The following is a 19,960-nucleotide window of genomic DNA, read 5'->3' as shown; positions in this document are numbered from 1 at the left end:
GTTACGCCGCCTCCGCCCGCTGCGGGAGGACGCCGTCGACGAACGCGCTGATGGAGGCCGCCGAACGGAAGGCGTCCGGGTCGAGGTCGACCTCGTCGGTGTCGATGTCGTACGTGGACTCGATCCACGCGATGACCTTGAGCAGGCCCAGGCTGTCGACGACGCCCTCGTCGAGCAGGTCGAGGTCGGCGTCGAGCTGGTCGGGGGTCACGTCCGGCAGGAACTCGTCGACGACGAACCGCTTCACGGCGGTCAGGGTGTCGGGCATGTCAGTTCTCCTTGCTGGTGCGGGCGAGGGAGCGGGCGACGCGGTCGCGGTCGACCTTTCCGGTGGAAGTCCTGGGCAGCGGCTCGTCGGTGATCCGCACGGTGGAGGGGACGGCGGCCCTCGGCAGGCCGCGGGCCAGGTGCCCGCGCAGGGCGAGGCTGTGGAGGGCGCTGCCGGCGGAGCGCCGCACGACGGCGTGCAGCAGCCGGCCGGCGACCGGGTCGGGCAGGGCGAGGACGGCCGCCTCGGCCACCTCGGGGTGGGCGAGCAGGACGTGCTCGACCTCCTGCGGGTTGATCCGCACCCCGCGCACCTTGACCTGGAAGTCCGTGCGCCCTTCGAGGGTGTGGATCCCGCGCTCGTCCCGCCGCACCAGGTCGCCGCTGCGGAACCAGCGCCGTCCGTCCGCCGCCCCGGGACCCCGGGGGTCGGGCCCGAAGGCCCCGTTCCCGGCGGCGCCGAGGTAGCCATCGGACTGGAAAGGGGTGGAGACGTACAGCTCGCCGGTGCCGGGGCCGTCGAGCACGGTGCCGTCGGCGGTGACGACGAGCGCCTCCACGCCGGGCAGGGGCCGGCCGAGCGGCACGGGCGCGGCCGGGTCGGTCACCTCGTGCAGGAAGCTGTCGTTGGTCTCGGTGCAGCCGTACACGTTGGAGAGCCGGGCGCCGGGCAGCAGGCGCGGCAGCTCCTCAAGGACGGGCGCGGGGACGGCGTCGCCGGTGAACACCGCGTGCCGCACGCCGGGCAGGGCGCGGCCGCTGGCCTCGCGGGCCGCGTCGGCGAGCAGCCGGTAGAACATCGGCACCGCCTGCACGACCTCGGGCGCGTACCGGGCGACGAGGTCGAGGAGGTGCGGGCCCTGGAGCGCGCGGTCGGGGTCGACGAGCACGACCCGGCCGCCGCGGGCCAGCGTGGTCCACACGTCGAGGAGGCAGAGGTCGAAGTTGAGGGGCGCGTAGTTGAGGACCGTGGTGCCGGGGCCGATGCCGAAGTGGCCGGCGGCCCAGTCGGTGAACGCGGTGATCGCGGCGGCGCCCAGTGGCACGGTCTTGGGCAGCCCGGTGGAGCCGGAGGTGGTGAGCAGCAGGGCGGTGCCGGCGGGAACCACGGCGGCCGGGGCGGGCTCGACGGCCGGGACGGACACGGCGGACACGGCGGGCTCGGCGGGCTCGGTGGATCCGGGGGTCCCAGCGGCCCCGGGGGTCAGTACGTGGCGCACCCCGGCCCCCGCGTACAGCCGGTCGAGCACCTCGCGTCCGAGGGTCGCGGCGGGCAGCAGCACGGGCCGCCGTTCGAGGAGGCAGGCGAGGACCAGGGCCACGGTGCCGGGGGACTTGACGGCCGGCACGCCGACCGGCTCGCCGGCGGCGGCCGGCAGGGCGGCCAGCCGCTCCCGCTCGCGCGTGACGAGGTCGAGGAGCCGTCCGTAGCTCGTCTCCTCGTCCCGCAGGACGAGGGCCGTGTCCCCGGGCCTCGTCCGGGCGTGTGCGAGGAAGGCGTCGGCCGGGGTGTGGACCCGTCCTGCGCCGGCTGCGCCTGTCATGCTCCCCCGTCTCCTCCTGCCGATGCATGTGCCACCGATGGTGGTTTTCGCGACTGGAGAACAGTTCGAGCCTCGGTGTACGGGGCTGTCGGCGGGGCGGAGAGGAGACGGAGGGGGCCGCGACCGGCGGACCGGGGAAGGCGGACGTGCCCGCGTCCGGCAGGACGGGGGAAGGCGAACGGGCCCGCGACCGACGGGGCGGGGGAAGGCGAACGGGCCCGCGTCCGGCGGGGCCGGGAAGACGGAAGGGCCCGCGTCCGGCGGTGGACGCGGGCCCGGACGGGCGGCGGTTCAGCCCTCCAGGAGCTCCGCGAGGACGCTCACGGGGTCGGCCCCGGGCCGCCCCGCGGGCCACCAGGCGTCGCCCTCCCGCCGGTACGGGTGCCAGCGGCCGTCCCGCCCCCGGCGCAGCTGGAGACCGCGCTCGGCGTACGTGAAGCGGTTGTCCCGGACCTCGGGCTCCGGCAGCTCGTCCGCGTCCCAGCCGGCGGCCAGCTCGGTCCTGGCCCGGGCCGTGGCCTGCCGCTCGGGCGTCCAGCTCTCCTCCAGGACCGCCAGGCCCTCCGCGCCCGCCAGCCGCCAGGCGGCGGCCGCCCTCGGCAGCTCCTCCGCGCGCCCACTGGCCCGCGCGAGGCGCTCCACGGTCCGCGCGTCGGCGCGGGCCGCGATGCGCACGGTGTCCTGCCAGACCGTCAGCGGGGCGGGCGGCCGGGCGGTGTGCCCGAGGGCGTGGGCGAGCAGCGCGCGGGCGCGCTCGGCCGCGTCGTCGGCCAGGCGCTCCATCGGGTCGGCTTCGAGGCCGGTGCCGGGCCCCTCCGGGGCGGGCGGCGGCTCCGGGAGCGGGGGCGGCGCGGGCAGCGGGACGGGCGGCAGGGCGTAGGCCTCGCGTGCGTCGGTGCCGGGCGCGTCCGGGTCCGGCTCCCCGTCCTCCTCCCCGTCCCCGGCCGTCTCCTCGTACGCGCCCTCGTCGTCCTCCTCGTACTCCTCGTCGTCCTCCTCGTACTCCTCGTCGTCCTCCTCGTACTCCTCGTCGTCGTCCCCGAATCCGCCCATCGCCCCCAGGAGCACGGTGGTCTTGAGCTCGTCGAGGGCGGTCGCCCGGTCCCGGCCGCGCATCAGGAGCAGCAGGAAGGGATCCTCGTCGAGCAGCCAGGAGGCCTGGTAGCAGAGGGCCGCGGCGTGCTCGCAGGGGTGGTCGTAGGAGTCGCAGCCGCACTCCGGCTCCAGGTCCCCGTAGCCGGGGAGCAGCCGGACCCGGGCGTCCTCGGCCGCCTCCAGGAGGTCGGGCGGCAGCTCGCCCGCGAGGAGGGCCTCCAGCTCGGCGGGCCGTTCGGCGAGCTTCTCCCAGAGCAGGTCCCACTCGTCGTCGGTCAGCTCGGCGAGGGCGACCTCGACGGTGCCGGGGGCCTCCCCGCCGTCGTACACGACCGCGGAGATCCGGCCCGGGGCGACGGTGACCGGGCCGAGCCGGCCCGAGCGGGCCACGGCGCGGCCCCGCTTGAGCGGCTCGGGGTCGAGGGAGGTGTCCTCCATCGCCCCGGTCCACGCCTTCGCCCACCAGGACTGGCCGCGGGCCCGGCCGCCCTTGCGGGCGGGGAAGGCGGGGAAGCCGCGCGCCCCGGTGTCCGCGGCGCCCGCTTCCTCGTATCCGCTCATCCCGCGCTCCTCAGTTCGACCAGGTTGGCCAGTTCGTCGTTGGTCAGCTCCGTCAGGGCGGCCTCGCCCGCCCCGAGCACCGCGTCCGCCAGCTCCTTCTTGGCCTGGAGCATGGCGGCGATGCGGTCCTCGACGGTGCCCTCGGCGATCATCCGGTGGACCTGCACCGGCCGGGTCTGGCCGATGCGGTGGGCACGGTCGGTGGCCTGGGCCTCGACCGCCGGGTTCCACCAGCGGTCGTAGTGCACGACGTGGTCGGCGCGGGTGAGGTTGAGGCCCGTGCCGGCCGCCTTGAGGGACAGCAGGAAGACCGGGACCTCGCCGTTCTGGAAGCGGCGCACGAGCTCCTCGCGGCGGGGCACCGGGGTGCCGCCGTGCAGGAGCTGCGCGGGGACGCCGCGGTCGGCGAGGTGGCGTTCGAGCAGCCGGGCCATGGCGACGTACTGGGTGAAGACGAGCACCGCGCCGTCCTCGGCGAGGATCGTGTCGAGGAGTTCGTCGAGGAGCTCCAGCTTGCCGGAGCGCCCGGACAGGCGGAGCGGGTCGCCGGCGGCCTTCGCCGCGTCCTCCTCCTTGAGGAACTGGGCGGGGTGGTTGCAGATCTGCTTGAGCCCGGTGAGGAGCTTGAGGACGAGGCCGCGGCGGGCGATGCCGTCGCTGCTCCCGATCTCCGCCATCACGTCGCGGACCAGCGCCTCGTAGAGCGCGGTCTGCTCGCGGGTGAGCGGCACCGGCCGGTCCGTCTCGGTCTTCGGGGGCAGTTCGGGGGCGATGCCGGGGTCGGTCTTGCGGCGCCGCAGCAGGAAGGGCCGGACGAGTTCGGCCAGCCGCGCGGCGGTGCCGCCGCCCTCCGGCGCTCCGGTCGCTCCGGCCGCTCCGGTCTCCTCCGTCCCGCCGGCCGCGGACCGTTCGGCCTCGACGGGCTTGGCCCAGCGGGAGCGGAAGCGGCCGTGGGTGCCCAGGAGTCCGGGGGTGGTCCAGTCGAGGACGGCCCACAGTTCGGAGAGGTTGTTCTCGACGGGCGTGCCGGTGAGGGCGATCCGCGCGTCGGAGGGGATCAGGCGGAGCGCCCTGGCGGTGCCCGACAGCGGGTTCTTGACGTGCTGGGCCTCGTCGGCGACGACCATGCCCCAGGTGTGCGCGCCGAGCCGCTCCGCGTCGAGCCGCATGGTGCCGTACGTGGTGAGGACGAAGCCCCCGTCGGCGCCGTCCAGCGTCCGCCCGGAGCCGTGGAAGCGGCGCACGGGGGTGCCGGGGGCGAAGCGGCCGACCTCGCGCTCCCAGTTGCCGAGCAGCGAGGCCGGGCAGACCACGAGGGTCGGGCCCCGGGTCTCCGCGTGCTCCTGCCGGAACAGGTGGAGCGTGATGAGCTGGACGGTCTTGCCCAGGCCCATGTCGTCGGCGAGGCAGCCACCGAGGCCGAGCGAGGTCATGCGCTCCAGCCAGCGCACTCCGCGCAGCTGGTAGTCGCGCAGGGTGGCGTTCAGGGTCTCGGGCACCCGCAGCGGCTCGTTGCCGCCCTCGGGGTCGGCCAGCCGGTCGCGCAGGGCGAGCAGCCAGTCGGTGGGGGCCACGGCGACCTCGTCCCGGCCGGTCTCGGCGCGGCCGGTGAGGGCGGCGCCCAGCGCCTGGATGGGGGTGAGCGGCGGCAGTTCGGGCTCGCGGGCCTTGCGGGCGAGGTGGGCGGGGACGAGCAGCCAGCGCCCGCGCAGCCGGACCACGGGCCGTCCCGCGTCGGCGACCCGCCGGGTCTCCTCCTCGGTGAGGGGGTCCCCGTCGAGGGTGAGGCGCCAGCGGAAGCCGACGGTGGACTCGCCGCCGAAGAGGGAGCGCATGTCGGTGGGCGGGGTGAGCCCGGCGCCGACCACGGCCTCGGCGGCCAGGGCCCGGGAGGCGCCCTCGGGCCAGTCCAGGTCGATGCCGTGGGCGCGCAGCCGGCCGGCCCCGTCGCCGAGCAGTTCGTCGACCTCGCCGTCCGTCAGGGCGAGCGGCCCGGGGACGGGCAGCATCCGCTCCAGCGGCGCCCAGACCCCGGCGGCGCGGCGGACGGCCTGGGCGGTGTCGGTGGTGGCGCGGAAGCCGAAGCCGGCGCCGCCGCCGTCGAAGACGTCGCGGGCGGGGGCGGCGAGGGTGGGGTCGGCGAGGCTGTGCACCCAGGGGACCAGGTGCAGGGCGGGCTCCGGGCCGGGTCCCGCGTCGGGTTCCGGGTGCGGGTCGGGCTCCGGGTCCGCGTCGAGCTCCAGGCGCAGGGAGAGGCGGACGCCGGTGTCGAGTCCGGCGGATACCTCCTCGGCCCAGGCCCGCAGCTGGGGGACGTGCTGGGGCGGGCCGGCCGAGAAGGCGGCCCGGCCCGAGGCGGCCTCGGCGGCGGGGGTGCGCGGCAGGGTGTCGGCGACGGCGTCGAGGAAGGCCCGTACGAGGCCCTCGGCGTCGGGCAGCCGGGGGGCGCCGCGGCCGGGCAGCGGCAGGGCGCGGGCCTCGGGCGGGGCGGCGGCGGCCAGGGCGCGGATGCGGCGCACGTCGTCCAGGTCGAGCGGGCCGGCGCGCCAGGCGTCGTACCCGGCGGCGGACACGCCGGGCAGCAGCCGGCGGCGGGCCGCCAGGTGCAGGGCCAGGACGGCGGCGGCGCCCCAGAACGCGGCGGCGGGGTGGACCCGCGCGCCGGGCCGGGCCGCGCGGGCCAGGACCGGCAGCGCGTCGGCGACCGGGAGCCGGAGCACGGGGACCGCGCGGGTCTCCACGGTCCCGTCGGCGGCGGCGGTGACGAGCGCGGCCTCGGCCCGCTCCCCCGGCAGGTCGGGAAGGTCGGTCCCGTCGGGCTGCCAGAAGGCGAGCCTTCCGGTGCGGGCTGGGTCGTCCGGTTCGAAGACCACGGCGCACCGGTCGAGTCCGGTGGCGGGTACGGCCGTTGTCGTCACTGCTTCTGCCATGTGTTCCGGTTGCTCCTGTGAGGTCAGCGTCCGAGCCGCTGGTAGCGTCGCACGGCCAGCGGGAAGAAGATCGCACAGATCACGACCGGCCAGAGGATCCCGAGCAGGACCGCGTGCTCCGAGGCCCAGGAGGTGCCCTCCCAGCCCGGGTTGCCGAACAGCTCGCGGGTGGCGGTGCCGGTGGCCGACAGCGGGTTCCACTCGGAGATCGCGGCCAGCCAGCCCGGCATCGTCTCGGGCGAGACGAAGGCGTTCGACAGGAAGCCGAGCGGCCAGACCAGGGTCTGCACGGCGGTGACGGCGGCGGTGTCGGTGAAGACGAGGCCGAGGTAGATGCCCACCCACAGCAGGGAGAAGCGCAGCAGGAGCAGCAGGCCCACGGCGCCCAGGGCATCGAGCAGTCCCTCGTGGGCGCGCCAGCCGACGGCGAGGCCGCAGAGGATCATCACGGCCAGGCCGAGGACGGAGTTGAGCATGTCCGCGATGCTGCGGCCGGTGACCACGGCGGCGGAGGAGGTGGGCATGGCCCGGAAGCGGTCGGTGACGCCCTTGGAGGCGTCCGTGATGACGGCGAGCATGGTGACCTCGATGCCGAACACCATGGTCATGGCGAACATGCCGGGCACCAGGAACTCGCGGTAGTCGCCGCCGCCCGGCACCTGCATGGCACCGCCGAAGAGGTAGCCGAACATCAGCACCATCATGATCGGGAAGAGCAGCCCGATGACGACGGGGGCGGGGTTGCGGGCCCAGTGGGCGAGCGAACGCCCGGTCAGGACCCAGGAGTCGGACAGGGCCCAGCCGAGGCCGCCCTTGTGGACGTCGGTCTGCGGATCGGCGGTGGTCACGCCGTCACCTCTTCCTTTTCCTTCTGCTGCGCGCCCTCCCCGGCGCGCTCGCCGGTCAGGTGCAGGAACACCTCGTCGAGGGTGGGGCGGCGCAGGGCGATGTCCTCGACGTCCACCCCGGCGTCCTGGAGGGCCCGGGCGGCGCCGGTGAGGGCGGCGACCCGGTCGGAGACGGGGGCACCGACGCGCCGGTCGTCCTCGTCGGTCTCCACGGCGGTCCCGGTGACGGAGGCGAGGACGCCCGCGGCGGCCCCCAGGTCCGTGGCGTTGCGCACGGTCACGTCGATGCGGTCGCCGCCGAGGGCGGACTTGAGCTGGTCGGGGGTGCCCTCGGCGATGACCCGGCCGCCCTCCTTGCGCGGGGAGGCGATGACGGAGATCGCGTCGGCGAGCTGGTCGGCCTCGTCGAGGTACTGGGTGGTGAGCAGCACGGTGGTGCCGTCGTCGACGAGGGAGCGGACGGCCGCCCAGACCTCGTTGCGGCTGCGCGGGTCGAGGCCGGTGGTGGGCTCGTCGAGGAAGAGCACGCGCGGGGCGAGGATGAGGCTGGCCGCCAGGTCGAGGCGCCGGCGCATGCCGCCCGAGTAGTCCTTGACCTGCTTGGTCCCGGTGTCGGCGAGGCCGAACTGCTCCAGGAGGGCGTCGGCGCGGACGCCGGCCTCCTTCTTGCCGAGGTGGTAGAGGCGGCCGAACATGACCAGGTTCTGGCGGCCGCTGAGCACCTCGTCGACGGCCGCGTACTGGCCGAGCAGGCCGATCCGCGACCGGACCTGTGCGCTCTGGCGGACCACGTCGTAGCCGGCGACCTCGGCGCGGCCGCCGTCGAGGCCGGCGAGCGTGGCGAGGATGCGGACCGCGGTGGTCTTGCCCGCGCCGTTGTGGCCGAGCAGGCCGTGCACGGTGCCGGGCGGGACCCGCAGGTCGAAGCCGTTCAGGGCGGGGGCGTCGCCGTACCGCTTGCGCAGGTCCTCGGCGTGGATCGCGTACTCGGATCCCATGGTGTCCTTCCTCGGGGCGTGCGGGCGGGTGCGGCGGCGCCCCGGCCCGGCGGGCGGCCGCGCGTGCCGGCCCGTCCGGGCATGGGGGTGCCTGCACGGCATGGTTCACGGGGCGGCTCGTTTCCCGTTCGAGCGCGGGTCGAGCCGGAGGGAGGACGTTCGCAGCGCGGACCGTCCGCACGAGACCCGGAGGCTAGAAGTGGTCACCTTCGTCAACAGGTTCACCGTCACCGGCCCGCCGGAGGAGTTCGAGCGGCTCTTCGAGGAGACCTCCGCGTTCTTCGTCGCGCGGCCCGGCTTCCTCACGCACCGTCTGGTGCGCCACGGCGACCTGCCCGGTCACTACGTCAACGTGGCCGAGTGGGAGGACGAGGAGTCCTTCCGCGCGGCGGTCACCCATCCCGCCTTCGCCCCGCACGCGGCGGCGCTGCGGGAGCTGAGCACCAGCGAGCCGAACCTCTACCCCGTCACGGTCCTGGAGCGCCGGGCGGCGTAGGGCCTGATCCGCCCGGACAGGCCCTGAGGGGCGTACGGCGGGCACGGACAGGGCCGGGGCGACACGCCCCGGCCCTGTCCTTCGCCGTTCCGGCCTCGTCCTCCGCCGTTCCGGCCCTGTCCGTCGTCGTTGCCCCCGGCCCGCGCCGGGCGTCAGCGCCCGGTCGGGCGGATCGAGAGCGCGTGCCGGAAGACGTCCCTCGGGTCGTAGGCGGACTTCACCGCCTGGAGGCGCCGGTAGTTGCCCTTGTAGTACAGCTCGTGCCAGGGCACGCCCGAGGTGTTCCACCGGGGGTCGGCCGTGTCGACGTCGGGGAAGTTGACGAAGCAGCCGTCGCCCTGGCCGCCGGGGACCGGGACGCCGCCCGTCCCCGCGTACACGTCGGCGTACAGGCGGCGCAGCCAGTCGACGCTGTCGCCGTCCTGGGCGGGGTCCTGCCAGGTGTTCATGAAGAGGGCCTTGAGGACCGAGTCGCGCTGGGCCGAGGCGGTCGCGCCGGGCGCCACCGCGTTGACGCGGCCGCCGTACGACTGGAGGGAGACCGACGCGGTGTCATGGACGTGGTCGGTGCCGGAGAGCCGGTCGTACAGGACGTCGATCTGGGCGTCGTCGAAGGCGCGCCGCAGGTAGGAGCACTTGATCTTCTGGCGGCCGGTCTCCGCGTCCTGGGCGGCGGCCAGCGAATTCACGGAGGCGAGCCACGGCAGCTTCTCGGTGGGCATGACCCACGGCTCGGCGGCCACGCCCGCGGTCAGCGCGTCGATGTGGTCCTGGAGCAGCTTCTCGGCGTTCGGCAGGGTCGCGTCGAGGTGGGTGAAGGCGATCGCGGCGAGGCCCTGGTCGTTCTGGTGCTGGCGGCCGAGGAGCACCAGGCCGCTGAAGAGCCCCCGGTACGGCGAGTCCGGGCCGCTGTTCCGCTCGTGCCAGCGGCCGTGGTTGCCGACCAGGGTCCGGAAGGCCGCCTTGTCCAGGCCGTCGCGCGGGAACATCACGCTGGAGGTGAGCACGCTGCCGGGCGGGCGGGGCAGCAGGGTCGTGGGGTCGCCGCCGGTGGCACCGGGGCTGCGGAACCAGTAGCGGGTGACGACGCCGAAGTTGCCGCCGCCCCCGCCGGTGTGGGCCCACCACAGCTCGCGGTGCGGGTCGCCCGGCTCGCGGGTGGCGACGACGGCGCGGGCGCGGCCGGCGGCGTCGACTACGACCACCTCGACGGCGTACAGGTGGTCGGAGGAGATGCCGTGGCGGCGCGAGAGCGGCCCGTAGCCGCCGCCGAGGACGTGGCCGCCGAAGGCGACGGAGGCGCTGGCGCCGCCGGGGATCGTGACGCCCCAGCCGTAGTACAGGGTGCGGTAGACGTCGCCGAGGCGGGCGCCGGCGCCGATCTCGAAGGCCCGGCGGTCCGCGTCGTAGCGGACGGCGTCGAGCTGGCCGAGGTCGAGGACGACCTGGACGGCCGGGTCGCCGACGAAGTTCTCGTAGCAGTGGCCGCCGCTGCGGACGGCGATCCGCTTGCCCGCCCGCACGGCCTCGCCGACGGCGGCGACGACCTGCGCGGTGGAGGAGACCACGCGGAAGGACTCCGGCCGCGTGGTGAACCGCTTGTTGGTGCCGCGCACCGCGAGGTCCTCGTAGCGCGGGTCGTTCTCCGCCACGGTGACCGGGGCGAACCCGGCGCCGGCGTCGGCCCGGCCGGGCCGGTGGGCGTGGGCGGGCGCCGCCGCGGCGGTGATCCCGGCTCCCGCCGCGGCCGTGGCGGCGGCCGCGGCCGCCGTGCTCGTGACGAACCGTCGGCGGCTTGGAACAGTCATCGGAAACCTCTCGGTACGGGGGGCGGCGCGGGGAGCCGGGCGGGGAGTGCGGGGAGCGCGCGGGCGGTGCGCGGGGGGTCAGGCGGCCCGGGACGCGACGAGCGTCCGCGCCTCGATCGCGCGGTTGACGAGGTCGAGGTACTGGCGGGGGGTCTCGGCGTCGTCGATGGCCTCCTCGTCGAGGGAGATCCCGTAGTCGCGCTCGATCCGGCCCGTGGTCTGCAGCACGGCCAGCGAGTCGTACCCGAGGTCGACGAAGAGGGTGTCGAGGACGTCGCCGTCGAGGTCGACGCCTTCGCCTTCGCCCGCGCACTCGCGCAGGAGGGTGGTCAGGTCGGCGATGTCCAGGCGGTCCACGGGGGTACCTCTTTCTCTTGGTTGGGGAAGGCGGGTGCGGCGGTTCAGGCGCCGGGGGCGCGGACGACGGCGGCGGAGTTGAAGCCGCCCCGGCCGCGGGCCAGGACGAGGGCCGTCCGCAGGGCGCGGCCCTCGCGCGGCCCGCCGGTGACCAGGTCGATCCGGTACTCGGCGGCGGGCGCGGACGTGCCGGTGGTCGGCGGGATCACCTGGTCGCGCAGGGCGAGCAGGGCGGCGGCGAGGTCCAGCGAGGCACCGCCCGCCGAGAGCCGCCCGGTCATGCTCTTGGGCGCGGTGACGGGCACGCCGTACGGGCCGAAGAGGCCGGTGAGGGCCTCGGCCTCGGCACGGTCGGCGGTGCGGGACCCGGCGGCGTCGGCGAAGACCACATCGACCTCGTCGGTCCGCACGCCGGCGTCGGCGAGGGCGAGGGCGGCGGCGTCGGCGAGCCGGGGGGCGCCGCCGGTGCCGGGCGCCGGGTCGAAGGTGGCGGCGTAGCCGGCGACGGAGCCGTAGACGCGGGCGCCCCGGTCGCGGGCGGACGCGGCGTCCTCCAGGACCAGCAGGGCGCCGCCCTCGCCGGCCACGTAGCCGCGCGCCTCCTCGTCGAAGGGCACGTAGGCGCGGGCCGGGTCGGTGCCGGTGCTGAGCTCGCCGGAGGCGGTGTACGCGGCCCAGCCCCACGGGCACAGGGCCGACTCCAGGCCGCCGGTGACGACGAGCGAGGCGCCCCTGCGGAGCTGGCGGCGGGCGTGCGCGACGGCGTCCAGGCCGCCGGCCTGCTCGGAGACGACGACGCCGCTGGCGCCGCGCAGCCCGTGCCGGATGGAGATCTGGCCGGAGTTGACGGCGTAGAACCAGGCGAAGGACTGGTACGCGCTGACGTGCTGGCCGCCCTTGCTCCACAGGGCCTCCAGCTCGCGCTGGCCGAACTCGAAGCCGCCCGCCGAGCTGGCGGTGACGACGCCGGCCGCGTACTCGGGCAGCTCGGCCGGGTCGACCCCGGCGTCGCCCAGGGCCTCCGCGGCCGCGGCCAGGGAGAGCCGGGTGACGCGGTCGGTCTGCGGCATCAGACGGCTGGAGACGTGGTCCTCGTCGACGAAGCCGGGGACCTCGCCGGCCAGGCCGGAGGAGTAGCCGCTGCCGTCGAAGCGGGTCAGGGGCCCGATGCCGCTCTCGCCGCGCAGGGTGGCGGCCCACCAGGCCTCGGTCCCGAGGCCGTTGGGGGCGGCGACGCCGATCCCGGTGACGACGGCGGCCGCCGGGCGGACCGCGGCGGCCCCGGCCGGGGCCTCACGGATGATGGTGCCGGTCATGCCGCTTCCCCCAGGGACGGACGGGTCAGGATCATGGCGCTCTGGAAGCCGCCGAACCCGCTGCCGACGGTCAGCACGGTGTCGGTGCGCTGCTCGCGCGCGGTCAGCGGGGTGTAGTCGAGGTCGCAGGCCGGGTCGGGCTCGTGCAGGTTGGCCGTGGGCGGCACCGTGTCGTGCTCGATGGCGAGGGCGCTCGCGGCCACCTCCAGGGAGCCGATGGCGCCGAGCGAGTGCCCGATCATCGACTTGATCGAGCTCACGGGCACCTCGTACGCGCGGGAGCCCAGGCCCAGTTTGAAGGCCTCGGTCTCGTGCTTGTCGTTCTGCTTGGTGCCGGAGCCGTGCGCGTTGATGTAGTCGACGGCGGAGGCGTCGAGGCGGGCCTCGGTCAGGGCGGCGCGGATGGCCTCGGCCATCTCCTTGCCGTCGGGCCGCAGCCCCGTCATGTGGAAGGCGTTGCTGCGGGAGGCGAACCCGGCGATCTCGGCGTAGACGTGGGCGCCGCGGCGGCGGGCGTGCTCGAACTCCTCCAGGACGAGCACGGCGGATCCCTCGCCGAGCACGAAGCCGTTGCGCGTGCGGTCGAAGGGCCGCGAGGCGGTCTCCGGCTCGTCGTTGCGCGGGGAGGTGGCGCGGATGGCGTCGAAGCAGGCCACCGAGATGGGCGAGATGGGCGCCTCGGTGGCGCCGGTGACCATCACGTCGGCGGACCCCTCGCGGATCAGCTCCAGGGCGTGGCCGATCGAGTCGAGGCCCGAGGTGCAGCCGGTGGAGACCATCGACACGGGGCCCTGGGCGCCGGTGGCCCAGGCCACCTCGGCCGCCATGGAGCTCGGCACGAAGTAGTCGAAGAGGTGGGACACGGCCCGCTCGTGGTCGACGAGCCAGTCGGCGCCGTTGCGGCTGACCTTGGCGTACTCGACGTCGAGGCCGGTGGTGCAGCCGACGGCGCTGCCCAGCGTCACTCCGGTGCGCAGCGGGTCGACGGCGCCGGCGAGCCCGCTGTCGGACAGGGCCTCGCGGGCGCCGGTGACGGCGAACTGGGCGGCGCGGTCGAGGCGCAGCGCCTCCTCGGCGGTGATGCCGTGCGCCTGCGGGTCGAAGTCGACCTCGGCCGCGATCCGGGACCGGAACTGCGACGCGTCGAACAGGGTGATGGCGCGGGTGGCGGTGCGTCCGGCCGTCAGCAGTGACCAGAACTCCTTGGTGCCCACTCCGCCGGGTGCGACCACTCCGATGCCGGTGATGACGACGCGCCTCATCGGTTGTGCCTCACAGTTGTCTCCTCCGGGGTAGCAGGGGCGTGACGCCCGTGGCCGGATGGCCGGACCATGTGGGTGCCAGTCGGTTCGAGCCTCGCCGACCTGCCTAGAGGTGCACTCGAAGTTCGGAGGGCCGCCCGCGCACGACGGCGGGCGGCCCTCCGGGGCGGAGCCGACGGCGGACTCCGCCGTGGATCCGGTGGCGGAATCAGTAGCGGTAGTGGTCCGGCTTGTACGGGCCCTCGACCTCGACGCCGATGTAGGCGGCCTGCTCCGGACGCAGGGTCGTGAGCTTGACGCCGAGCGCGTCGAGGTGGAGGCGGGCGACCTTCTCGTCCAGGTGCTTCGGCAGCGTGTACACGCCCACGGGGTACTGCTCCGGCTTGGTGAAGAGCTCGATCTGGGCCAGGGTCTGGTCCGCGAAGGAGTTCGACATCACGAAGGAGGGGTGACCGGTCGCGTTGCCCAGGTTCAGCAGACGCCCCTCGGACAGCACGATCAGGACCTTGCCGTCCTCGAAGGTCCAGGTGTGGACCTGCGGCTTCACCTCGTCCTTGACGATCCCCGGGATCCGCGCCAGACCCGCCATGTCGATCTCGTTGTCGAAGTGACCGATGTTGCCCACGATGGCCTGGTGCTTCATCCGGGCCATGTCACCGGCCATGATGATGTCCTTGTTGCCGGTCGTGGTGATGAAGATGTCCGCCGTCTCCACCACCTCGTCCAGCGTCGTCACCTGGTAGCCGTCCATCGCCGCCTGGAGCGCGCAGATCGGGTCGATCTCCGTGACGATCACCCGCGCGCCCTGGCCGCGCAGCGACTCCGCACAGCCCTTGCCGACGTCGCCGTAACCGAAGACCACGGCGGTCTTGCCACCGATCAGGACATCGGTGGCACGGTTGATGCCGTCGATCAGCGAGTGACGGCAGCCGTACTTGTTGTCGAACTTCGACTTCGTCACCGCGTCGTTCACGTTGATCGCCGGGAACAGCAGGGACCCCGACCGGAACATCTCGTACAGACGGTGGACGCCCGTCGTGGTCTCCTCGGTCACGCCGCGAATGCCCGACGCCAGCCGGCCCCAGTCGAGGGCGCTGTCGCCCAGCAGGCGCAGGACGACGGCCATCTCGTCGTTCTCGGCGGTCGACGGGTCGGGCACGGCGCCGGCCTTCTGGTACTCGACGCCCTTGTGCACGAGGACGGTGGCGTCGCCGCCGTCGTCCAGGATCATGTTCGGGCCGTCGGCGCCGGGCCAGGTCAGGGCCTGCTCGGTGCACCACCAGTACTCCTCCAGGGTCTCGCCCTTCCAGGCGAAGACCGGGATCCCGGCGGCGGCTATCGCGGCGGCGGCGTGGTCCTGCGTCGAGTAGATGTTGCAGGACACCCAGCGGACCTCGGCGCCGAGGGCGACCAGGGTCTCGATGAGGACGGCGGTCTGCACGGTCATGTGCAGGGAGCCGGTGATCCGGGCGCCGGCCAGTGGCTGCCGCTCGGCGTACTCGCGGCGGATCGACATCAGACCGGGCATCTCGTGCTCGGCGAGGGTGATCTCCTTGCGGCCGAACTCCGCGAGGGAGAGGTCGGCGACCTTGAAGTCGGTGAAGTCGGCGGGGGCCTGGCTGGGCATGGTGCTACTCCGGGGTGTCGAGGTGGAGGTTCTGGTGGATCTCTAGGGTCGCGGTGGACCGGTTGAGGGTGATGTAGTGCAGGCCGGGAGCGCCCTCGGCGAGCAGCCGCTCGGCCATGGCCGTGGCGTACTCGACGCCGACGGCATGCGCGTCCCCGGGCCGGTCCCGGGCGGCGTCCAGCCGCCGGGCCAGGGCCTCGGGGAAGTGCGCGTCGCTCAGCGCGGCGAAGCGCTCGATCTGCCGGACGTCGGTGGCGGGCATGATCTCGGGGATCACCGGGGTGTGGCAGCCCACGGCGGCCAGCCGGTCGCGCAGCCGCAGGTAGTCCTCCACCTGGAAGAACATCTGCGTGATGGCGTAGTCGGCGCCCGCCCGGCACTTGGCCGCGAAGTGCGCGACGTCCTCGGACCAGGTCCGCGAGCGCGGGTGGCGCTCGGGGAAGGCGGCGACGCCGACGGTGAAGTCACCCAGCCGCCGGATGAGCCGGACGAGCTCGTGGGCGTGGTCGAAGCCCTCCGGGTGGGCGGTCCACGCGCCCTTCGGATCGCCCGGCGGGTCCCCGCGCAGGGCGAGGACGTCGCGGATGCCGGCGTCGGCGTACTGCCCGATGATGTGCCGGAGCTCGGCCACGGAGTGGCCGACCGCCGTGAGGTGGGCGACCGGCCGCAGGGTGGTCTCGGCCGCGATCCGCTTGGTGACCTCGACGGTGCGGTCCCGCGAGGAGCCGCCGGCCCCGTACGTGACGGAGACGAAGGAGGGCGCGAAGGCCTCGATCCGCCGGATCGCGTTCCAGAGGGTGCGCTCGCCGGCCTCCGTCCTGGGCGGGAAGAACTCGAACGAGAACGACGGCTTCCCCGCGGCGAGCAGCTCCCGGATGCCCGGGGCCCGCCCCGGCCGGGGGCTCGACGGGGCCGGCGGGACCGTCGGGACCGGCGGGGCCGGCGGGACCGGCGGGGCCTGGTCCGGTCGTCCTTCGACGACTGCGGTCATGGACTCGTTCCTTTCGCTCACCGTGCGTTGAAGTACGTGGCTTCGGGGTGGTGGAGGACGATGGCGTCGGTGGACTGTTCGGGGTGGAGCTGGAACTCCTCGGAGAGGTGGACGCCGATGCGTTCGGGCTTGAGGAGGTCGGCGATCTTGGCGCGGTCCTCCAGGTCGGGACAGGCCCCGTAACCCAGCGAGAAACGCGCACCCCGGTACTTGAGGGCGAACATGTCCTCGACGTCCGCCGGGTCCTCGCCGGCGTAGCCGAGTTCGGCGCGGACCCGGGCGTGCCAGTACTCGGCCAGGGCCTCGGCGAGCTGGACGGACAGGCCGTGGAGTTCGAGGTAGTCGCGGTAGGAGTCGGCGGCGAAGAGCTCGGCGGTGGCCTCGCCGATCCTCGAGCCGACGGTGACGACCTGGAGGCCGACGACGTCGGTCTCGCCGGACTCCTCCGGGCGGAAGAAGTCCGCGAGGCAGAGCCGGCGGCCGCGGCGCTGGCGGGGGAAGGTGAAGCGGGTGCGTTCGTTGCCGGCCTCGTCCAGGATGATCAGATCGTCGCCCTTGGCCACGCAGGGGAAGTAGCCGTGCACGACGGCGGCTTCCAGCAGGTTGTCGGTGTGCAGCTTCTGCAACAGCCCGCGCAGCCGGGGCCGGCCCTCGCTCTCCACCAGCTCCTCGTACGTGGCACCACCCGCACGGGCCTGCTTCAGGCCCCACTGGCCCTTGAACAGGGCGCCCTCGTCCAGCCAGGACGCGTAGTCCTTCAGCGGGATGCCCTTGACCACCCGGGTGCCCCAGAACGGCGGGGTGGGCACCGGATTGTCGACGGCCACATCGGAGCGGCCGCCGCTCTCCTCCGGCTCCTCGACCTGGAGGGCGGCCGCGTCCCGCTTGGGCACCCGGCGCTGCTTCAGCTCCGGCAGGCTCGCGCCGGGCACGCCGCGCTTGACGGCGATGAGGGCGTCCATCAGCCGCAGGCCCTCGAAGGCGTCGCGGGCGTAGCGGACCTCGCCCTGGTAGATCTCGTGCAGGTCCTGCTCGACGTAGGCGCGGGTCAGGGCCGCGCCGCCCAGGATGACGGGGTAGCGGGCGGCCAGTTCGCGCTGGTTGAGCTCCTCCAGGTTCTCCTTCATGATCACCGTGGACTTCACCAGCAGCCCGGACATGCCGATCACGTCGGCGTTGTGCTCCTCGGCGGCCTCCAGGATCGCCGAGACCGGCTGCTTGATGCCGATGTTGACGACGTTGTAGCCGTTGTTGGACAGGATGATGTCCACCAGGTTCTTGCCGATGTCATGCACATCACCCCGCACCGTGGCCAGCACGATGGTGCCCTTGCCCTCCGCGTCCGACTTCTCCATGTGCGGCTCCAGATGCGCGACCGCCGTCTTCATCACCTCGGCGGACTGGAGCACGAACGGCAGCTGCATCTGGCCCGAGCCGAACAGCTCGCCGACCACCTTCATCCCGTCGAGCAGGATGTTGTTGACGATGTCCAGGGCCGGGGTGGTGGTCAGGGCCTCGTCGAGGTCCGCCTCCAGGCCGTTCTTCTCGCCGTCGATGATCCGCCGCTTCAGGCGCTCGTCCAGGGGCAGGGCGAGGAGTTCCTCGGTCTTGCCGGCCTTCATCGACTTGGTGGTCGCCCCCTCGAAGAGGGCCATCAGCTTCTGCAGCGGGTCGTAGCCCTCCGCGCGCCGGTCGTAGATCAGGTCCAGCGCGGTGCTGACCTGCTCCTCGTCGAACCGGGCGATGGGGAGGATCTTGGAGGCGTGCACGATCGCCGAGTCCAGCCCGGCCTTCACGCACTCGTCGAGGAAGACGGAGTTGAGCAGGATGCGGGCGGCCGGATTCAGGCCGAAGGAGATGTTCGACAACCCCAGGGTGGTCTGCACCTCGGGGTGGCGGCGCTTGAGTTCGCGGATCGCCTCGATGGTGGCGATGCCGTCGCCCCGGGATTCCTCCTGGCCGGTGCAGATCGTGAAGGTCAGGGTGTCGATGAGGATGTCCGCCTCGTGGATCCCCCAGTTCCCGGTCAGATCGCCGATCAGGCGTTCGGCGATGGCGACCTTGTGCTCGACCGTGCGGGCCTGGCCCTCCTCGTCGATGGTCAGCGCGATCAGCGCCGCACCGTGCTCTTGGGCCAGCCGGGTGACCTTGGCGAAGCGGGACTCCGGCCCGTCACCGTCCTCGTAGTTCACCGAGTTGATCACCGCCCGGCCGCCCAGCTTCTCCAGACCGGCCCGGATCACCTCCACCTCGGTGGAATCCAGCACGATCGGGAGGGTGGAGGCGGTGGCGAAGCGGCCGGCCAGCTCCTCCATGTCCGCCACACCGTCCCGGCCGACATAGTCCACGCACAGGTCGAGCATGTGCGCGCCCTCACGGATCTGGTCGCGGGCCATCTCCACACAGTCGTCCCAGCGGGCCTCCAGCATCGCCTCACGGAACTTCTTCGACCCGTTCGCGTTCGTCCGCTCACCGATCGCCATGTAGGAGGTGTCCTGCCGGAACGGCACCGTCTGGTACAGCGAGGCGGCGCCGGGCTCGGGGCGCGGTTCGCGGACGGCGGGCGTGACGCCCCGCATCCGCTCCACCACTTGGCGCAGGTGCTCCGGCGTCGACCCGCAGCAGCCGCCGACCAGCGACAGCCCGTAGTCGCGCACGAAGTTCTCCTGCGCGTCTGCCATCTCGGGCGGGGTCAGCGGGAAGTACGCGCCGTTCTTGGTCAGCACCGGCAGGCCCGCGTTCGGCATGCACATCAACGGCGTGCGCGAGTGGCGGGCGAGGTAGCGCAGGTGCTCGCTCATCTCGGCCGGACCCGTCGAGCAGTTCAGGCCGATCATGTCGATGCCGAGCGGCTCCAGGGCCGTCAGGGCCGCGCCGATCTCGGAGCCCAGGAGCATGACGCCGGTGGTCTCGAAGGCGAGCGAGCAGATCAGCGGCACGTCCACGCCCAGGGCGTCCATCGCGCGCCGCGCGCCGATCAGGCTCGACTTGGTCTGGAGGAGGTCCTGGGTCGTCTCCACGATCAGGGCGTCGGCGCCGCCGGCGAGCAGGCCCTCGGCGTTCCGCTGGTAGCCGTCGCGCAGCACGTCGTACGTGATGTGGCCGAGCGACGGCAGCTTGGTGCCGGGGCCGATCGAGCCCAGGACCCAGCGCTGGCGGCCGTCCCGGGCGCCGAACTCGTCGGCGACCTCGCGGGCGATCCGGGCGCCCGCCTCGGAGAGCTCGAAGATCCGGTCCGCGATCTCGTACTCGCTCGCGGCCGAGTGGTTGGCGCCGAAGGTGTTGGTCTCGACGCAGTCGACGCCGACGGAGAAGTACTCCTCATGCACCGAACGGACGATGTCGGGCCGGGTGACGTTCAGGATCTCATTGCAGCCCTCCAGGTTCTGGAAGTCCTCCAGGGTCGGATCCTGGGCCTGGAGCATGGTTCCCATGGCTCCGTCGGCGACCACCACGCGGGCCGCGAGCGCCTCGCGGAGGGCAGCGGCGCGGGCGGCGGGTCCGGTCATCGCGATGGGCACGGGGGCTCCTGTAGAGGGTTCGGGGAACGGGCCGGGAGGGAGCGGGCGGAGTACGCGGGCCCGGAGCCCGCGCCACGAGTCGTGTCCGGGAAGGTCCGGGCCGGCCGGACGCGACCGGACACCGCCGGACACGCCCCGCGCCCCGGGGGTGCTCCCCACGGGGCGCCGGGCTTCGCCGCGCGTGTCCGGGTATCCAGGTATCCGGGTATCCGGGTGTCCGGGGTCTACAGTCCGGCGGCCTTCCTGAGGGCGTCGACGCGGTCGGTGCGCTCCCAGGTGAAGTCGGGCAGCTCGCGGCCGAAGTGGCCGTAGGCGGCGGTCTGGGAGTAGATCGGGCGC

At 73.9% G+C, this 19,960-nt stretch carries 14 protein-coding genes; 1 reads left to right on the top strand and 13 read right to left on the bottom strand.

The window, feature by feature from the left end:
* Nucleotide 1: 1 nt before the first annotated feature.
* The 6 genes from ACWGSR_RS35120 to ACWGSR_RS35095 all read right to left on the bottom strand — a co-directional run bounded on the left by ACWGSR_RS35120 (nt 2) and on the right by ACWGSR_RS35095 (nt 8,243).
* Nucleotides 2-268: a phosphopantetheine-binding protein gene (locus ACWGSR_RS35120; RefSeq protein ID WP_366379191.1), complete on the bottom strand. Its 267-nt coding sequence runs from the start codon at nt 266-268 to the stop codon at nt 2-4.
* Nucleotide 269: 1 nt separating this feature from the next.
* Nucleotides 270-1,811, bottom strand: coding sequence for an AMP-binding protein (locus tag ACWGSR_RS35115; RefSeq protein WP_453572982.1), 1,542 nt, complete (start codon nt 1,809-1,811; stop codon nt 270-272).
* A gap of 291 nt (nt 1,812-2,102) precedes the next feature.
* A complete protein-coding gene (locus ACWGSR_RS35110; RefSeq protein ID WP_453572979.1) occupies nt 2,103-3,467 on the bottom strand; it encodes an SWIM zinc finger family protein in 1,365 nt (454 codons plus the stop codon).
* The gene (locus ACWGSR_RS35105) at nt 3,464-6,397 is read right to left on the bottom strand and encodes a DEAD/DEAH box helicase (protein ID WP_453572976.1); all 2,934 of its coding nucleotides are present in this window, start codon (nt 6,395-6,397) and stop codon (nt 3,464-3,466) included. The genes ACWGSR_RS35110 and ACWGSR_RS35105 overlap by 4 nt, the downstream gene beginning before the upstream one ends.
* 23 nt (nt 6,398-6,420) lie before the next feature.
* Nucleotides 6,421-7,245 (bottom strand): ABC transporter permease, encoded by an 825-nt coding sequence (locus ACWGSR_RS35100; protein ID WP_376243491.1) that lies wholly within the window; start codon nt 7,243-7,245, stop codon nt 6,421-6,423.
* Nucleotides 7,242-8,243 carry an ATP-binding cassette domain-containing protein gene (locus ACWGSR_RS35095; protein ID WP_376243488.1) on the bottom strand — a complete coding sequence of 334 codons (1,002 nt, stop codon included), beginning with the start codon at nt 8,241-8,243 and terminating at the stop codon, nt 7,242-7,244. The genes ACWGSR_RS35100 and ACWGSR_RS35095 overlap by 4 nt, the downstream gene beginning before the upstream one ends.
* A gap of 199 nt (nt 8,244-8,442) precedes the next feature.
* Between ACWGSR_RS35095 and ACWGSR_RS35090 the strand changes: the two genes are divergently transcribed.
* The gene (locus ACWGSR_RS35090) at nt 8,443-8,739 is read left to right on the top strand and encodes an antibiotic biosynthesis monooxygenase family protein (RefSeq protein WP_376243484.1); all 297 of its coding nucleotides are present in this window, start codon (nt 8,443-8,445) and stop codon (nt 8,737-8,739) included.
* A 152-nt stretch (nt 8,740-8,891) separates the two neighbouring features.
* Here ACWGSR_RS35090 and ACWGSR_RS35085 read toward each other — a convergent pair whose 3' ends face one another.
* The 7 genes from ACWGSR_RS35085 to metH form a co-directional block, all read right to left on the bottom strand.
* The gene (locus ACWGSR_RS35085; protein ID WP_453572971.1) at nt 8,892-10,547 is read right to left on the bottom strand and encodes an FAD-binding protein; all 1,656 of its coding nucleotides are present in this window, start codon (nt 10,545-10,547) and stop codon (nt 8,892-8,894) included.
* A gap of 78 nt (nt 10,548-10,625) precedes the next feature.
* The gene (locus ACWGSR_RS35080) at nt 10,626-10,904 is read right to left on the bottom strand and encodes an acyl carrier protein (RefSeq protein ID WP_376243478.1); all 279 of its coding nucleotides are present in this window, start codon (nt 10,902-10,904) and stop codon (nt 10,626-10,628) included.
* A gap of 44 nt (nt 10,905-10,948) precedes the next feature.
* Nucleotides 10,949-12,220: a ketosynthase chain-length factor gene (locus ACWGSR_RS35075; RefSeq protein WP_453572968.1), complete on the bottom strand. Its 1,272-nt coding sequence runs from the start codon at nt 12,218-12,220 to the stop codon at nt 10,949-10,951.
* Entirely contained in the window at nt 12,217-13,482 is a 1,266-nt protein-coding gene (locus ACWGSR_RS35070) for a beta-ketoacyl-[acyl-carrier-protein] synthase family protein (RefSeq protein WP_376243472.1), read from the bottom strand. Before ACWGSR_RS35070 ends, ACWGSR_RS35075 begins: the two co-directional genes overlap by 4 nt.
* Before the next feature lie 208 nt (nt 13,483-13,690).
* Nucleotides 13,691-15,109 carry an adenosylhomocysteinase gene (gene ahcY / locus ACWGSR_RS35065; protein ID WP_453572964.1) on the bottom strand — a complete coding sequence of 473 codons (1,419 nt, stop codon included), beginning with the start codon at nt 15,107-15,109 and terminating at the stop codon, nt 13,691-13,693.
* Nucleotides 15,110-15,113: 4 nt separating this feature from the next.
* Nucleotides 15,114-16,100 carry a methylenetetrahydrofolate reductase [NAD(P)H] gene (gene metF / locus ACWGSR_RS35060; protein WP_453572962.1) on the bottom strand — a complete coding sequence of 329 codons (987 nt, stop codon included), beginning with the start codon at nt 16,098-16,100 and terminating at the stop codon, nt 15,114-15,116.
* Nucleotides 16,101-16,117: 17 nt separating this feature from the next.
* On the bottom strand, nt 16,118-19,609 hold the full coding sequence (gene metH / locus ACWGSR_RS35055) for a methionine synthase (protein ID WP_453573017.1): 3,492 nt from the start codon (nt 19,607-19,609) through the stop codon (nt 16,118-16,120).
* Between the last annotated feature and the right edge of the window lie 351 nt (nt 19,610-19,960).

The sequence above is a fragment of the Streptomyces sp. NPDC055632 genome (genome assembly GCF_053618675.1).
Note: the sequence above shows the minus strand (reverse complement) of the source record. Positions and strands in the feature narration are given on the sequence as shown.

Bases quoted from the DNA above. Each gene is read 5' to 3' on its own strand.
- ACWGSR_RS35110 (WP_453572979.1), bottom strand. From the start codon at position 3,467: ATGAGCGGATACGAGGAAGCGGGCGCCGCGGACACCGGGGCGCGCGGC.
- metH (WP_453573017.1), bottom strand. From the start codon at position 19,609: ATGACCGGACCCGCCGCCCGCGCCGCTGCCCTCCGCGAGGCGCTCGCG.
- ACWGSR_RS35070 (WP_376243472.1), bottom strand. From the start codon at position 13,482: ATGAGGCGCGTCGTCATCACCGGCATCGGAGTGGTCGCACCCGGCGGA.
- ahcY (WP_453572964.1), bottom strand. From the start codon at position 15,109: ATGCCCAGCCAGGCCCCCGCCGACTTCACCGACTTCAAGGTCGCCGAC.
- ACWGSR_RS35115 (WP_453572982.1), bottom strand. From the start codon at position 1,811: ATGACAGGCGCAGCCGGCGCAGGACGGGTCCACACCCCGGCCGACGCC.
- ACWGSR_RS35075 (WP_453572968.1), bottom strand. From the start codon at position 12,220: ATGACCGGCACCATCATCCGTGAGGCCCCGGCCGGGGCCGCCGCGGTC.
- ACWGSR_RS35095 (WP_376243488.1), bottom strand. From the start codon at position 8,243: ATGGGATCCGAGTACGCGATCCACGCCGAGGACCTGCGCAAGCGGTAC.
- ACWGSR_RS35085 (WP_453572971.1), bottom strand. From the start codon at position 10,547: ATGACTGTTCCAAGCCGCCGACGGTTCGTCACGAGCACGGCGGCCGCG.
- ACWGSR_RS35120 (WP_366379191.1), bottom strand. From the start codon at position 268: ATGCCCGACACCCTGACCGCCGTGAAGCGGTTCGTCGTCGACGAGTTC.
- metF (WP_453572962.1), bottom strand. From the start codon at position 16,100: ATGACCGCAGTCGTCGAAGGACGACCGGACCAGGCCCCGCCGGTCCCG.
- ACWGSR_RS35105 (WP_453572976.1), bottom strand. From the start codon at position 6,397: ATGGCAGAAGCAGTGACGACAACGGCCGTACCCGCCACCGGACTCGAC.